Origin of the sequence: Streptomyces sp. NPDC087215, assembly GCF_044744885.1 — a bacterium.
Classification (GTDB): Bacteria; Actinomycetota; Actinomycetes; order Streptomycetales; family Streptomycetaceae; genus Streptomyces.
Genome location: NZ_JBIUZD010000005.1, coordinates 21854 through 34844, shown reverse-complemented (window position 1 = coordinate 34844; position 12991 = coordinate 21854). Strand labels below are relative to the sequence as shown.

Here is a 12991-nt window from a genome sequence, read left to right as displayed (position 1 = left end):
TGTGGCAGCCATCGCACGGTGGTGCATCCGGCACCGCCTCGTCGCCGTCCTGCTGTGGCTCCTCGCCCTCGGCGGGATCGGCACCTCGGCGATCGTGGCCGGGAGCGCGTACTCCAACGACTACGAGGTCCCGGGCACCGAGTCCGGCCGGGCCACCGCCCTCCTCGACCGGGGCTTCCAGGGCCTGGGCGGCGACAGCGACACCGTCGTCTGGCACAGCGACCGGGGCAGCGTCCGCGCCGACGCCGTGGAGCGGCGGATGACCGCGATGCTCGACGAGGTCGCCGCACTTCCCGGCGTCGCCGCCGTCACCTCCCCGTACGACGGCGCCCCGGGACGGATCAGCGAGGACGGGCACACCGCCTACGCCGTCGTCACCTTCCACGAACAGGCCGACGACATCCCCGAGGCCCGGGCACGCGCCCTCGTCGACACGGCGAAGGCGGCGGCCGACGAACCCGCCGGACTCTCCGTCGAACTCGGCGGCACCGCGGTCGCCCTCACCGAGGCCCCCGGCGGGCACATCGCCGAGGCCGTCGGCGTCGCCGTCGCGGCCGTCGTCCTCTTCCTCGCCTTCGGCTCGCTCGCCGCCTCCGCGCTCCCCATCGCGACCGCGCTCGTCAGCGTCGGCATCGCCTACTCGGGGATCGTGCTCCTCGGGCACCTGATGACCGTCGCCGACTTCGCGCCGATGCTGGGTATGCTCGTCGGCCTCGGCGTCGGCATCGACTACGCCCTGTTCATCGTGACCCGGCACCGCAGAGGCCTGAAACGCGGGCTCTCCGTCGCGGAGGCGGCCGAGACCGCCGTCGCCACCACCGGCCGCGCCGTGGTCTTCGCCGGGGCGACCGTCTGCATCGCGCTGCTCGGGATGCTGATCCTGCGGCTCGGCTTCCTCAACGGCGTGGCCGTCGCCGCCTCCCTCACCGTCGTCCTCACGGTCGCCGCCTCCGTCACCTTCCTCCCGGCGCTGCTGTCGTTCATCGGGATGCGGGCGCTGTCCCGGCGCGAGCGGCGCGACCTCGCCGAGCACGGGCCCCGGCCCGAGGCGCCCACCGGCTTCGCCGCCCGCTGGTCCGCCTTCGTCGAGCGCCACCCCAAGCTCCTGGGGGCCGTGGCCGCCGTCGTGATGGCCGTCCTCGCGCTGCCCACCCTCTCGCTCCACCTCGGCACCTCCGACCAGGGGAACAATCCGGCCACCGCGACCACGCGGAAGGCGTACGACCTGCTCGCCGAGGGCTTCGGGCCGGGCGTCAACGGCCCGCTCACCCTGGTCGCCGGGCTCGACGGCGCCGACGACCGGCTCGCCCTGGACCGGCTGCCCGCCGTGCTCGCCGACACCCGGGGGGTCGCGTCGGTCTCCCCGGTCACCTACAACGGCTCCGGTGACACCGCCGTCCTCACCGTCGTACCGGACTCCTCGCCGCAGTCCCGGCAGACCAGCGAACTGGTCGACCGGCTCCGGGCCGACGTCCTGCCGAAGACGGAGGCGGGCACCTCCCTGGAGGTGAACGTCGGCGGGGTCACCGCCTCGTACGACGACTTCGCCGAGATCATCGTCGGCAAGCTGCCGCTCTTCGTCGGCGTCGTCATCGCGCTGGGCTGTCTGCTGCTCCTGCTCGCCTTCCGCTCGATCGGCATCCCGCTCAAGGCCGCCGCCATGAACATCGCGGCCGTCGCCGCCGCCTTCGGGATCGTCGTGGCGATCTTCCAGTGGGGCTGGGGGAGCGAACTCCTCGGCCTGGGCAGCGCCGGACCGATCGAACCCTTCCTGCCGGTGATCATGGTCTCGGTGCTCTTCGGGCTCTCCATGGACTACCAGGTCTTCCTGGTCAGCCGGATGTACGAGGAGTGGCTGGAGACCGGTGACAACCGGCGGGCGGTCCGGGTGGGCCTCGCCGAGACCGGCCGGGTGATCAACTCCGCGGCCGTGATCATGATCTCGGTCTTCCTCGCCTTCGTGCTCTCCGGCGACCGGGTCATCGCGATGTTCGGCATCGCGCTGGCGGCGGCCGTCGCCCTCGACGCCTTCGTGCTGCGGACCCTCCTCGTCCCCGCGCTGATGCACCTGCTCGGCGGGGCGAACTGGTGGCTGCCCCGCCGTCTGGACCGGCTGCTGCCCCGGATCAGCATCGAACCGCCGGAGTGCCGCGAGGCGGCGGACAACCGCGCGAAGGTCCCGGCACCGCGCGAGACGGTCCCGCGCGAGACGGTTCCGCGCGTGACGGTTCCGGCGTCCGCTCCGGCGTCCGCTCCGGCGTCGGTTCCGGCCGTGGAGGAGGAGAAGGGCGATGTTCACGACATCGCTCGGTGACGGTGACGGGCCGGGGTCGCTGGAGCCCTGGCGGGCCGGGGAGTTCCCGGCCCGCATGGACGACCGGGGCCCTGGCCTCGTGGGGCGGCGCACCGGGCCGACGGCCGTCGTCACGGACCTCGGCCTGACCAGGGAGGGCACCCCGCGCCGGAGCCATCCGCGCCGGACCCGTACCGGGGCACTCGTACGGGCATCGAGGTCCGGGCGGTGATCGCCCCGGAGCGGCGCGCGGCGGAGGAGTCCCGGGCCTGAGTCCCCGGCCCGGCCCCGGCCTCGGGGAGGCTCCTCTTAAGGGTCTTCTCATGTACGCCGCCTAGCGTGCGCCGCATGGACACCAAGACGACCATCGAGAAGGCCCCCGACGCCCCCGAGGCCGTGGACGAGGCCGGGACGACCACCCCCGGGGCCGACGCGGCCGACGGCGGTACGGGCAAGGGCGACGCGGGCGCGGGCACCGGGCCCGCGGCCGACAGCGACAGCGACGCCGACGGTGGGGCCGAGGGCCTGGGCGAGGACCTGGACGAGGACTCGGAGGAGGGCGAGGACACCCCCGCCCCCGCCTCCTCCGGCATCGCCGGTGCCGCCGCCGCCGTGGTCTCCGCCGCCCTCGGAGTCGTCGCCCTCACCGGCGGCTGGGGCGCCAGGATCGTTGCCGAACGCGAGACGCTCGTCGGCCAGATCAGCACATCCGGGTCCGGTACCCCGGCCCAGCAGATCTCCGAGATCTACGGGGACGCCTGGCACAGCACCGCCCTGGTGAACGGTGTCTTCGCCTTCGTCGCCCTGTTCGTCGCCGTCCTCGTGCTGATCCTCCCCGCCCGTCCCGCCTGGGTCCGCGCGGTCGCCGTCGCGGGTGCCGTGCTCGGCGCGATCGGGGTGATCATCTCGGCCGGCATCTACTTCGACCTGTTCTTCGACCTCCCGACGGCGGGGTCCTGAGCACGGGGGCCGAGCACCGGATCCCGGTCCGGTTCCCGAGCCCCCGGTTCCTGAGGTCCCTCCCCGGAGGACGTCGTGTGCGTCGGCAGACCACCACGACGAGACGGGTGTCGGCGTCGACGGCGCCATGAGCGCCACCCTGGCTCGGCATGACGGTGGAGGACACCGCGACCGGGCGGCACGGCGCCCTGTGCGCTGTCGGGAACGACCACACCGACGCCTCCACCTGCGGGGCGGGCCCTGTGCGCCGGAACACCCGCCGACATCCACGATGGCGCCCGGTGCCGCGGGGACCAGCGGGTCTAACCGCCGAGGATCAGGTGCAGGATCTCCTTCGCGATCTCGATGATGTCATCGATGGTTCCGTACTGGCTCATGGAGAAACACCCCTCGCTCTTTGCGTTGCGGAGACATCGGTCCGGCGCACTCTCCCGGCCCCGCCGGGCCGACAGGGCCGCCCCTGTCGCGGAATCACCCGTACGTGTGAACATTCCGAACAGTGGATCGATCTCGACCCGTGATGTGCGGGACCGGGAACCCGTGCGGGACCGGGAACCCGTGCGGGACCGGGAACCCGTGCGGCCCGGGAATCGGCGGCGGCGGGCGCGGGACGGCCGATGATGGTGAATGCCTGCGGGCGCGGCCCCGGTCTGTCTAGGATGCGCGGAATCCGCTTCCCCGCTGCCGAGGAGCCCCTCGTTCCGATGATTCGTCTGCTTCCGGTTCCGGCCCTCCGACGCGCCGCGGTCCTGACGTCCGCCGCCGCTGCCACCGCCGTCGTCCTCACCGGCCTGACCGCCACCGCTGCCGCCGCCGCACCGTCCCCCGTCCACCAGAACCAGAGCCAGAGCCAGATCAGGATCGCGGTCCACCCGAGCTACAACTCCTGGACCCTCGACTACGACATCTCGGTGTTCTGACCCGGTCGGGGCGGATCGGTCGAACCACTGGACCCGGAAGAACGCGACGGGTACGCGGATCCTGAGGGATCAGGCGCGTGTCCTGGGCCAGGTGGACGGTGCGGCCGGTCCGACAGTCAGCCATGCGTCTCCGTACGCACGGGCGGGCCGCTTCAGGCCCTCCGCTCGACGCAACGGAAGCCGAGGTGGCAGGTGGAGGTGTCCTCGCTCTCTCCCTGGCGGGGCGGTGTAGTGGTCGGCGGTCCACTCCCGGACGTTCCCGGCCATGTCGCGCAGGCCGTATCCGTTGGCGGGGTAGCGGCCGACGGGGATGGCGCCAGTCGGCCCCGGGGACGTAGTCCCACCAGCGTCGGTGGTCGTCCAGCGGGACCGGGCCGGGAGTCTGGTGGAACACCAGGGAGCCGGGCACGAGCAGGGCGGGGTCCACGCCCGCCCCGGCTCCGCGCCCGCCCCGGCTCCGACGACCGTCACGAAACCCGATCGCCGTCACGCTCACCGGCGGCAACCGGCACGACGTCACGCGACTCCCGCCCCTGCTGTACGCCGTCCCGCCGGTCGAGGGCCTGCGCGGACGCCCTCGCCGTGGGCCCCGACGCCTGTACGCCGACCGTTGCCGCGACTTCGACGCGTACCGCCGCCCGCTCTGGAAGCGCGGTATCAAACCCATGCCCACCCGACGCGGCGTGGCCCACGACTCCGGACCGGCAAAGTGCGAGGGGTGGTCGCTGGAGCCGATCACCGCCCGCGACCGGTCGGGCTGCCTGGCCGAGCGCGGCTCGTCGAGCGGGACCAGCCGGTCCCGGACGCCGGCCTCGTTCCATGCGGCAAGCCGTCGCCCGCACCGACGAGCGACCAGGCCGGCAGTCGCATGATCAACAGCTTCTGTCAGGGCGTCTAAGGCCCCCCGCGCCCCCAGGATGAGGCACTCGCCCGATGTGGCCGCACCCCCTGGGCGACGACAGTAGGGACATCGCCAGAGAGCGACACCGACACCGAGTCACCGGGGAGCAGAAGATGTTCGAGTACGAGATCCACCTGATGGACCACGCCCGGCTCGTCCGCGAGGCCGAGTCCGAGCGACTGGCTCACGAGGCCGCCCGCACGGACGCCCGGAGCCCCCGCCGCCTCGGGCGCCGGAACTCCGGGGGGCGGGTGAGCACCGGGGGCCGGGGCCGCTTCGTCCGGGCCGCGTGACCCCCGTATGAGCGACGGCGGGGACGCCTGTGCGATGCTCGGCGCCGTGGAGACCAGGTCAGTCAGCCCCGTCTTCGTCGGCCGCGCCGGCGAACTCACCGCCCTCACCGAGGCGCTCTCCCGCGCGACCGCGGGAGAGCCCCAGGCCCTGCTCGTGGGCGGTGAGGCGGGCGTCGGCAAGACCCGGCTCATCGAGGAGTTCCTCGACACGGCCCGCGAGCGCGGCGCGGTCGTCGCGGTCGGCGGCTGCGTCGAACTCGGCGCCGACGGACTGCCCTTCGCCCCCTTCTCCACCGCCCTCCGTTCGCTCCACCGCCGCCTGCCCGCCGAACTCGCCGAGGCCGCCGACGGACAGCAGGGCGAACTCGCCCGTCTCCTGCCCGAACTGGGCGAACCCGGCAGCCACGACACCTCCGACGAGGACTCCACCGCCCGTCTCTTCGAGCTGACCGTACGGCTCCTGGAACGGCTCGCCGCCGACCGGACCGTCGTACTCGTCCTGGAAGACCTGCACTGGGCCGACGCCTCCACCCGGCACCTCCTCACCTATCTGCTGCGGACCCTGCGCGGGGGCCGGATCGTGGTCGTCGCCAGCTACCGCGCCGACGACATCCACCGCCGCCACCCGCTGCGCCCCCTCCTCGCCGAACTCGACCGGCTCCGCACCATCCGCCGCATCGAACTCGCCCGCTTCACCCGCGCCGAGGTCCACCGCCAGCTCACCGGCATCCTCGCCGCCGAACCCGACCCCGCCCTCGTCGAAGAGGTCTTCGAACGCTCGGACGGCAACGCCTTCTTCGTCGAGGAACTCGTCGTCTCCCACGAGGCGGGCTGCGCCGCCGGGCAGCTCAGCGACTCCCTGCGCGACCTCCTGCTCGTCCGGGTCGAGGCGCTCCCCGAGGACGCCCAGCGGGTCGCCAGGATCGTCGCCGAGGGCGGCTCCACCGTCGAGTACGGACTCCTCGCCGCCGTCGCCCGGCTCACCGAGGACGAACTCATCGAGGCGCTCAGGGCCGCCGTCGGCGCCAACCTGCTGCTCGCCGTCCCCGACGGCGACGGCTACCGCTTCCGCCACTCCCTGGTCCGCGAGGCCGTCAGCGACGACCTGCTCCCCGGCGAACGCTCCCGCCTCAACCGGCGCTACGCCGAAGCCCTGGAGGCCGACCCCTCGCTGGTCCGCCCCGACGAACGCGCCCCCCGCCTCGCCACGTACTGGTACCACGCCCACGACACGGCCAAGGCGCTCCCCGCCGTCCTCCGCGCCTCCGTCGAGACCCGCAAGCGCCACGCCTACGCCGAACAGCTCCGCCTCCTCGAACGCGCCATGGAACTCTGGGAGGAGGCCCCCGAGGAGACCCGCCGCTCCCTGCGGCCCATGGACTACGCCGAGGCCTACCCGCCCTGTGGCTGCGACCCCGAGACCACCGCGCTCGGCCATCTCGACCTGCTGGCCGAGGCCGCCGTCGCCGCCCGGCTCAGCGGCGACCGCGAACGCGCCCTGAAGATCGGCAGGAGGGCCCTGCGGCTCCTGGACGACGCCGACCAGAAGGACCCCCTGCGCGCCGCCTGGTTCTGGACCGAGAAGGCCCGCCTCCAGTCCAACCTCGGCCGGGGCGACGGCTGGGAGGAGATCGCCCGCGCCCAGGAACTCGTCAAGGGCCTGCCGCCCTCCGCCGTCCACGCCGTCGTCCTCGTCGGCGCCGCGGGCTGGGGAATGCTCCGGGACCCGGGACCCGAGGCCCTCGCCGCCGCCGAACGGGCCGTCGAGTACGCCCGCCACGTCAAGGCCGAGTCCATCGAACTCAACGCCCGGCTCACCCTCGGCACCCTCAAGGTCTCCGCGGGCGACGTCGAGGCCGGACTCGCCGAACTGCACGAGGTCCGCGAACGCACCGAATCCATCGGCCAGTTCAACGAGACCGCCCGCGCCCACATCAACCTCTCCTCCTCCCTGGAGTCCCTCGGCCGCTCCCGGGACGCCGTCGAGATCTCCGACCGGGGCATCCGCCTGGCCCGCGCGTACGGACTCGTCGACAGCGTCGGCTGGATCGAGGCCAACCGGGCCGAATCCCTCTACTCCCTCGGCCGCTGGGACGAGGCCAGGGACGCGGCCGAGCGGCTGCTGCGCTCCGCCACCAGCACCAAACCGCGCGGCTCCGCCTCCCTCCGGCTGGCCCACCTCGCCGCCGCCCGGGGCGAACTCGACGCCGCCCGGGGCCACCTCACCGAAGCCCGGGTCGTCTACGGCAGCCGCGACCCCATCCCGCAGTACACCCTGCCGATGGCCCAGACGGACATCGCGCTCGCCGCCGCCGAGGGCCGCGTCGCGGACGTCCGTACCCTGCTCGCCGCCGCCGAGCGGGCCGGATTCCCGCCCGGCACCCACCGCTACGGCTGGCCCCTCGTCCTCTCCGCCGTCACCGCCGAGGCCGACAGCAGGGGACTGCCCGCCGCCGACGGGGGCCGCCCCGAAGCGCTCGCCGCCGTCCGCCGCTGCGTCCGCGCGCTCGCCGCCCCCGCCCCCGTCTGGGCCGCCCACGCCCTGGAGGTCTCCGGGGAACTGGACCGCGCCGAAGGACGTGCGTCCGCCGCCCGCCTGGCCGAGACCGTCGCCGCCTACGAAGCCCTCGACCGGCCCGCCGACCTGGCCCGCGTCCGCCACCGCCTCGCCGACGCCCTGCTCGTCGAGGGCGGTCGGCGCGAGGAGGCCGCCGCCCTGCTCCGCGAGGCCCACGCCACCGCCCGCGCCCTCGGCGCCCGCCCGCTCCGCGAGGAGGTGGAGCTCCTCGCCGCCCGCGCCCGGCTCTCCCTCACCGAGGAGAAGGCACCCGTCACCGCCGAGCCCGACGGTGACGCCTTCGGCCTCACCCCCCGCGAACAGGACGTGCTGCGACTGGTCGCGGCGGGCCGCACCAACCGGCAGATCGCCGGGGAACTGTTCATCTCACCGAAGACGGCCAGCGTCCACGTCTCCAACATCCTCGCCAAGTTCGGTGTCGCCGGACGCGGTGAGGCCGCCGCCCTCGCCCACCGTCTCCACCTCCTCGACGGGTCCCTCTGACGCCTCCACCTCCCCGGCAGGCCCCTCGGCCGGACTTTCCGGCCCGCCCGGCAGCCGTATCGTGACCCGGCCCGACCCAAGGTCTATCGGGCCGCGCGACGGGTCGGCGTCCCCCGGGTCCTCCCGGGTCAGCGCCTGTCTGCGCAGCTCCTCCGTGGTGTGCCTGCGTCCGGGTGCGAACAGCTCCGCCATCGGGCCGAACACGGTCACCGCCTCCCTCAGCCCACGTCGAGCCGGATCAGCCGGTCGTCCCCGGACTTCGGGGTGCCCCGGCCGTCGGTCTGGTTCGTCATCAGCAGGAGCCGCCCGTCGCCCGTCGCGAGGACCGTGCGCAGCCGGCCGTACTCCCCGGTGAGGAACGCCCGGGGCTCCCCGGAGAGTTCCGCGCCGGAGACCGGGACGCGCCACAGCCGCTCGCCCCTGAGGCCCGCCATCCAGATCGCGCCCCGGGCGTACGCGATGCCGCTCGGCGACGCCTCCGAGGTCGGCCACTGGGCCACCGGGTCCACGAAGCCCTTCCGTCCCGCCCGTCCCTCGACCACCGGCCAGCCGTAGTTCTTCCCCGGCTCCACCAGGTTCAGCTCGTCCCAGGTGTTCTGCCCGAACTCGGAAGCCCACAGGCGCCCGTCCGCGTCCCAGGCCAGCCCCTGCACATTGCGGTGCCCGTACGAGTAGACCGCCGACCCGGCGAAGGGATTGCCCGGTGCGGGACGGCCCTCCGGGGTGACCCGCAGGATCTTCCCGCCGAGCGACGCCCGGTCCTGGGACAGCCCCGTCCGGCCGGTCTCGCCCGTCCCCGCGTACAGCATCCCGTCCGGCCCGAACGCGATCCGTCCGCCGTCGTGCGTCACCCCCTTGGGGATGCCGGTGAGCACCGGCTCCGGCGCCCCGAGCCGATCGCCCGCCCCGCCCCCGTACCGCATCCGGACGATCCGGTTGTCGGACTCCGCCGTGAAGTACGCGTACACCCAGGCGTCCTTCACGGCGAGACCGAGGAGCCCGCCCTCACCGCCGGGCACCACCCCCGGCACCTCGCCGAGCGGGGTCCTGGCCCCGGTCCGCCCGTCGACCCGGGTGACCGTCCGCTCGTCGCGCGAGGAGACCAGCAGATCACCGTCGGGCAGGCGGGCGAGGCCCCAGGGCGACTTCAGGTCCCCGGTGAGCGTGCCCGCCACCGTCACCCGGCCGCTCCCCGCCGCCGACGGAGGGGAGACGGACCCGGACGGGGAGACGGATCCTGACGGGGAGGCGGCGGCGGACGGCGGGGCCGGATCCCCGGAGGAACCCGGGGAACAGCCCGCGAGCAGGGCGAGCACGGCAGCGCCCCACAGGGCCTTCAGCACAGCAGGACGACTCACGGCGGGGTCCCCTTCGACGGGTCGGGCGGTGTCCCTCGCCTCTAGATACCTCCCACGGCCCGCCAGAGTTCCCGCCCGGGCCCGGGACTTCGCACGGCGAGGGCCACGCCCCCACGCCGACCGGGCGGACGCCGACGCCGGTGGCCGGCCGGACACCCGGCGGACACCGGTGGCCGGACCGTCGCCGCCCTCCGTCCCGGGCCGACGCTTGTGGGCCGCCGGTGGCCGCCGCCGCCCTCTGCGGCCGGACAGTGGCCCTCCGGCCGCCGCCGATGGCGGGGCCGATGACGCAGGCGGGGCCGATGGCGCGGGTGCGGGCTGACGCCGACCTCAGCGGCGGGCCGACGCCCGTGGCCGCATCGGCATCGACCCCCGTGCCCGGTCCGGTACGAGTCCCCCCGTGGCCGGACCGGCCCCGGAGGCGGCCGGGGACCTCAGCAGTCCCAGGAACCCCGGGGCGCAGGGAGCGTCGCGATCTCCGCCAGGTCCTCCGGGGTCAGCCGCAGCCGCGCCGCCCCCGCGTTCTCCACCGCCCACCGCTCCCGCTTCGCCCCCGGCACCGGCACCACGTGCCGCCCCCGGCTCAGCACCCACGCGAGCGCCACCTGCGCCGGGGTGACCTCCGCGCCGTGCCGGGCGGCCACCCGCCGCAGCCCCACCACGATCGGCTGGTTCGCCGCCATCATCTCGGCGGTGAACCGGGGGTGCCGCGCCCGGGGATCGTCGGGTTCGAAGCCCCCGCCGGTGGTCAGCGTCCCGGTCAGATAGCCGCTCCCCAGCGGCATCGCCGCCAGGAAACCGACGCCCCGGGCCGCGCACCACGGCAGCAGCCGCGCCAGCGCCTCCCGCGACCACACGGACAGCTCCGCCTCCACCGCCGCCACCGGGAACACCTGCTGGACGCGCTCCAACTGGCGGATCGTTCCCTCATAGCCGTCCCGCCCCGCGCCCGTGGTGCCCCGGCGGGTCCAGCGGGCGCCGACCGCGCACAGCCCCAGCGCCCGCACCTTCCCGGCGGTCACCAGCTCCGCCATGGCACCCCAGGTCTCCTCGACCGGCACCTCGGGGTCCGCCCTGTGAAGCTGGTAGAGGTCGATGACATCGGTCTGGAGCCGCCGCAGCGAGGCGTCACAGGCCCGGCGCACGTATCCGGGCCGCCCGTTGGCGACGACGTGCTGGTCGCCGACGAGCAGACCGCACTTCGTCGAGACGAAGGCCTCCGCCCTGCGCTCCCTCAACACCCGCCCCACCAGCAGCTCGTTGGTGAACGGTCCGTACATGTCGGCGGTGTCGAGCAGACTCACCCCGGCGTCCAGGGCCGCGTGCACGGTCCGCATCGAGCGGTCCCCCCGCTGCTGCGAACGGTCGTACGCCCAGCTCATCGGCATACACCCCAGGCCGACCGCACCCACGTCGAGCGCCGTCGCCCCGATAGTCCTGCGCTCCACCTGCCGGTACCCCTCCCTGTGCCGTCCCCCAAAGTAACCAATGCCGTCAGGGATTCTTCGCATAGCCTCCCGCTCATGAGATTCGAAGACACGACCGCTGACGTGTGGCTTCCCGTTCCGGCGGCCGAGACAGAGGGACTCCCCGAGCCGGGCGCGTCGGGCCTCAACTACCTTTTCTGGGACGGCGGACCGGAGTTCCCGGCCGATCCCGCGCGCTGCGTCTTCTACGTCGTTCCGTACATGAAGGGCTCCGAGATCGCCATACGGCCGCTGGCCGCGATGACCTCGCTACGGGTGGTGCAGACCCTCTCGGCGGGCATCGACCACGTCACCCCCGGCATCGGCTCGCTGCCGCCGGGCGTCGCCCTCTGCAACGCCAAGGGCGTCCACGAGGCCAGCACCGCCGAACTCGCCCTCGCCCTGGTCCTGGCCTCGCTGCGCGGCATCCCCGGCTTCGTGCGCGGCCAGGACGCCGAGGAGTGGCGGGCGGGCTTCTACCCCGCCCTCGCCGACAAGTCCGTCCTGATCGTGGGATACGGATCGATCGGCGCCGCCATCGAGGACCGGCTCGCGCCCTTCGAGTGCGCGCGGGTCGCACGCGTCGCACGCTCCGCGCGCACCACCGTGCGCGGGCCGGTCCACGCCCTGGCCGAACTGCCCGCGCTGCTCCCCGAGGCGGACGTCGTGATCCTCTCCACCCCGCTCACCCCCGCGACCAGGCATCTCGCCGACGCGGGCTTCCTGGCGCGGATGAAGGACGGCGCGCTCCTCGTGAACGTGGCCAGGGGCCCGGTCGTCGACACGGCGGCCCTCCTCAAGGAGGTGGAGAGCGGGCGGATCACGGCCGCGCTCGACGTCACCGACCCGGAACCGCTCCCGGCCGGACACCCCCTGTGGCACGCCCCGGGCGTTCTGATCAGTCCCCATGTGGGCGGTTCCACCTCCGCCTTCATGCCGAGGGCCAAGCGGCTGATCGCCGGGCAGCTGCGGCGGTTCGCGGCGGGCGAGGAGCCGCTGAACGTGCTGCTCACCACCGACTGAGCCGGGGGCGGGGCCGTCCGGGTGATCCGTACGTCCGACACACACCGTGCAACAGCCCACGTCAGTCACGCAGCGTAGAGGAGCCCTGTCCCTGAGTGACGGTCCTGGTGTATCGTCCCGGATCGGGGGACTGCGTCGAGTACGGGCTGACGCTGGGGAGTGACGTGACGGGACATCAGATTCCGAGGGGGGCGAAGGGTGAGGCACGGCCGGAGGAGCGACGATCCGACGCGGCGACGCCGCCGTCGGAGGTCCCTCCGCGCCTCACCGACCGCCTCGTACCCACCGTGCCGGACCAGGCCGCGCCCCACCGCGCGTCCCGCACCGCCTCCGGCCCCGCCGGAGCGACGGAGAGCGAAGGCACCCGCCGGGGCGACGCCGCCGGGAGCGCGGGCCGCGAGGCCGACTCCGGCCGTGCGGGCCGCGGCGACGGCACCGGCCGCGAGGGCGGCGCGGGTGTCCCGGTCCGGGCCGCCCCGGACGGCGGCGAGGGCCGCGCGGGCAGCGGCGACGACGACGCGCGCACGGGCCGCGGCGGCGGTGAGGACCACGTCGGTCGCACCGGCGGCGAAGACGTCCCGGACCGGGACGTCCCGGACCGCGACGTCCCGGACCGCGACGTCCCGGACCGCGACGTCCCGGACCGCGACGTCCCGGACAGCGACGTCCAGAACTGCGATGTTTCAGGCCGTGACGTCCCGAACTGCGGCATCCGG

General features: G+C 74.3%; 12 protein-coding genes and 1 pseudogene. 8 read left to right on the top strand and 5 right to left on the bottom strand.

All coding sequences use genetic code 11. The features are described from left to right. The first annotated feature begins 1 nt into the window (after nucleotide 1). The 3 genes from ACIO92_RS15550 to ACIO92_RS15540 all read left to right on the top strand — a co-directional run bounded on the left by ACIO92_RS15550 (nucleotide 2) and on the right by ACIO92_RS15540 (nucleotide 3253). The gene (locus ACIO92_RS15550; RefSeq protein ID WP_402281828.1) at nucleotides 2-2314 is read left to right on the top strand and encodes an MMPL family transporter; all 2313 of its coding nucleotides are present in this window, start codon (nucleotides 2-4) and stop codon (nucleotides 2312-2314) included. Beyond that, on the top strand, nucleotides 2292-2525 hold the full coding sequence (locus ACIO92_RS15545) for a hypothetical protein (RefSeq protein WP_366442163.1): 234 nt from the start codon (nucleotides 2292-2294) through the stop codon (nucleotides 2523-2525). Before ACIO92_RS15550 ends, ACIO92_RS15545 begins: the two co-directional genes overlap by 23 nt. 116 nt (nucleotides 2526-2641) lie before the next feature. Beyond that, the gene (locus ACIO92_RS15540) at nucleotides 2642-3253 is read left to right on the top strand and encodes a hypothetical protein (protein WP_402281830.1); all 612 of its coding nucleotides are present in this window, start codon (nucleotides 2642-2644) and stop codon (nucleotides 3251-3253) included. 302 nt (nucleotides 3254-3555) lie between these two features. Here the strand turns inward: ACIO92_RS15540 and ACIO92_RS15535 are convergent, their stop codons facing one another. Continuing rightward, a complete protein-coding gene (locus ACIO92_RS15535) occupies nucleotides 3556-3744 on the bottom strand; it encodes a hypothetical protein (protein WP_366442161.1) in 189 nt (62 codons plus the stop codon). Nucleotides 3745-3957: 213 nt separating this feature from the next. Between ACIO92_RS15535 and ACIO92_RS15530 the strand changes: the two genes are divergently transcribed. Next, nucleotides 3958-4173 carry a hypothetical protein gene (locus ACIO92_RS15530; protein WP_401237067.1) on the top strand — a complete coding sequence of 72 codons (216 nt, stop codon included), beginning with the start codon at nucleotides 3958-3960 and terminating at the stop codon, nucleotides 4171-4173. A gap of 69 nt (nucleotides 4174-4242) precedes the next feature. Here ACIO92_RS15530 and ACIO92_RS15525 read toward each other — a convergent pair whose 3' ends face one another. Continuing rightward, the gene (locus ACIO92_RS15525; RefSeq protein ID WP_402281833.1) at nucleotides 4243-4644 is read right to left on the bottom strand and encodes an SUMF1/EgtB/PvdO family nonheme iron enzyme; all 402 of its coding nucleotides are present in this window, start codon (nucleotides 4642-4644) and stop codon (nucleotides 4243-4245) included. On the opposite strand from ACIO92_RS15525, the pseudogene ACIO92_RS15520 reads away from it, so the two are divergent. The 3 genes and pseudogenes from ACIO92_RS15520 to ACIO92_RS15510 all read left to right on the top strand — a co-directional run. Further along, a pseudogene (locus tag ACIO92_RS15520) lies at nucleotides 4570-4904 on the top strand (IS5/IS1182 family transposase); the annotation flags it as partial. The gene ACIO92_RS15525 and the pseudogene ACIO92_RS15520 overlap by 75 nt on opposite strands. A gap of 283 nt (nucleotides 4905-5187) precedes the next feature. Continuing rightward, nucleotides 5188-5367, top strand: coding sequence for a hypothetical protein (locus tag ACIO92_RS15515; RefSeq protein WP_366442158.1), 180 nt, complete (start codon nucleotides 5188-5190; stop codon nucleotides 5365-5367). 7 nt (nucleotides 5368-5374) lie between these two features. Next, the gene (locus ACIO92_RS15510) at nucleotides 5375-8428 is read left to right on the top strand and encodes a BREX system ATP-binding domain-containing protein (protein WP_402281835.1); all 3054 of its coding nucleotides are present in this window, start codon (nucleotides 5375-5377) and stop codon (nucleotides 8426-8428) included. On the opposite strand, the gene ACIO92_RS15505 is transcribed toward ACIO92_RS15510, so the two are convergent. The 3 genes from ACIO92_RS15505 to ACIO92_RS15495 all read right to left on the bottom strand — a co-directional run bounded on the left by ACIO92_RS15505 (nucleotide 8312) and on the right by ACIO92_RS15495 (nucleotide 11234). Next, nucleotides 8312-8620, bottom strand: a complete 309-nt coding sequence (locus ACIO92_RS15505; RefSeq protein WP_402281837.1) for a DUF6191 domain-containing protein — start codon at nucleotides 8618-8620, stop codon at nucleotides 8312-8314. The two genes, ACIO92_RS15510 and ACIO92_RS15505, sit on opposite strands and share 117 nt — an antisense overlap. A gap of 26 nt (nucleotides 8621-8646) precedes the next feature. Beyond that, nucleotides 8647-9786: a PQQ-dependent sugar dehydrogenase gene (locus ACIO92_RS15500; RefSeq protein WP_401237070.1), complete on the bottom strand. Its 1140-nt coding sequence runs from the start codon at nucleotides 9784-9786 to the stop codon at nucleotides 8647-8649. Nucleotides 9787-10220: 434 nt separating this feature from the next. Further along, nucleotides 10221-11234, bottom strand: a complete 1014-nt coding sequence (locus tag ACIO92_RS15495; protein WP_366442155.1) for an aldo/keto reductase — start codon at nucleotides 11232-11234, stop codon at nucleotides 10221-10223. Between the two features lie 75 nt (nucleotides 11235-11309). Here ACIO92_RS15495 and ACIO92_RS15490 point away from each other — a divergent pair, with 75 nt between their 5' ends. After that, on the top strand, nucleotides 11310-12275 hold the full coding sequence (locus ACIO92_RS15490) for a 2-hydroxyacid dehydrogenase (protein WP_402281840.1): 966 nt from the start codon (nucleotides 11310-11312) through the stop codon (nucleotides 12273-12275). Nucleotides 12276-12991 lie beyond the last annotated feature (716 nt).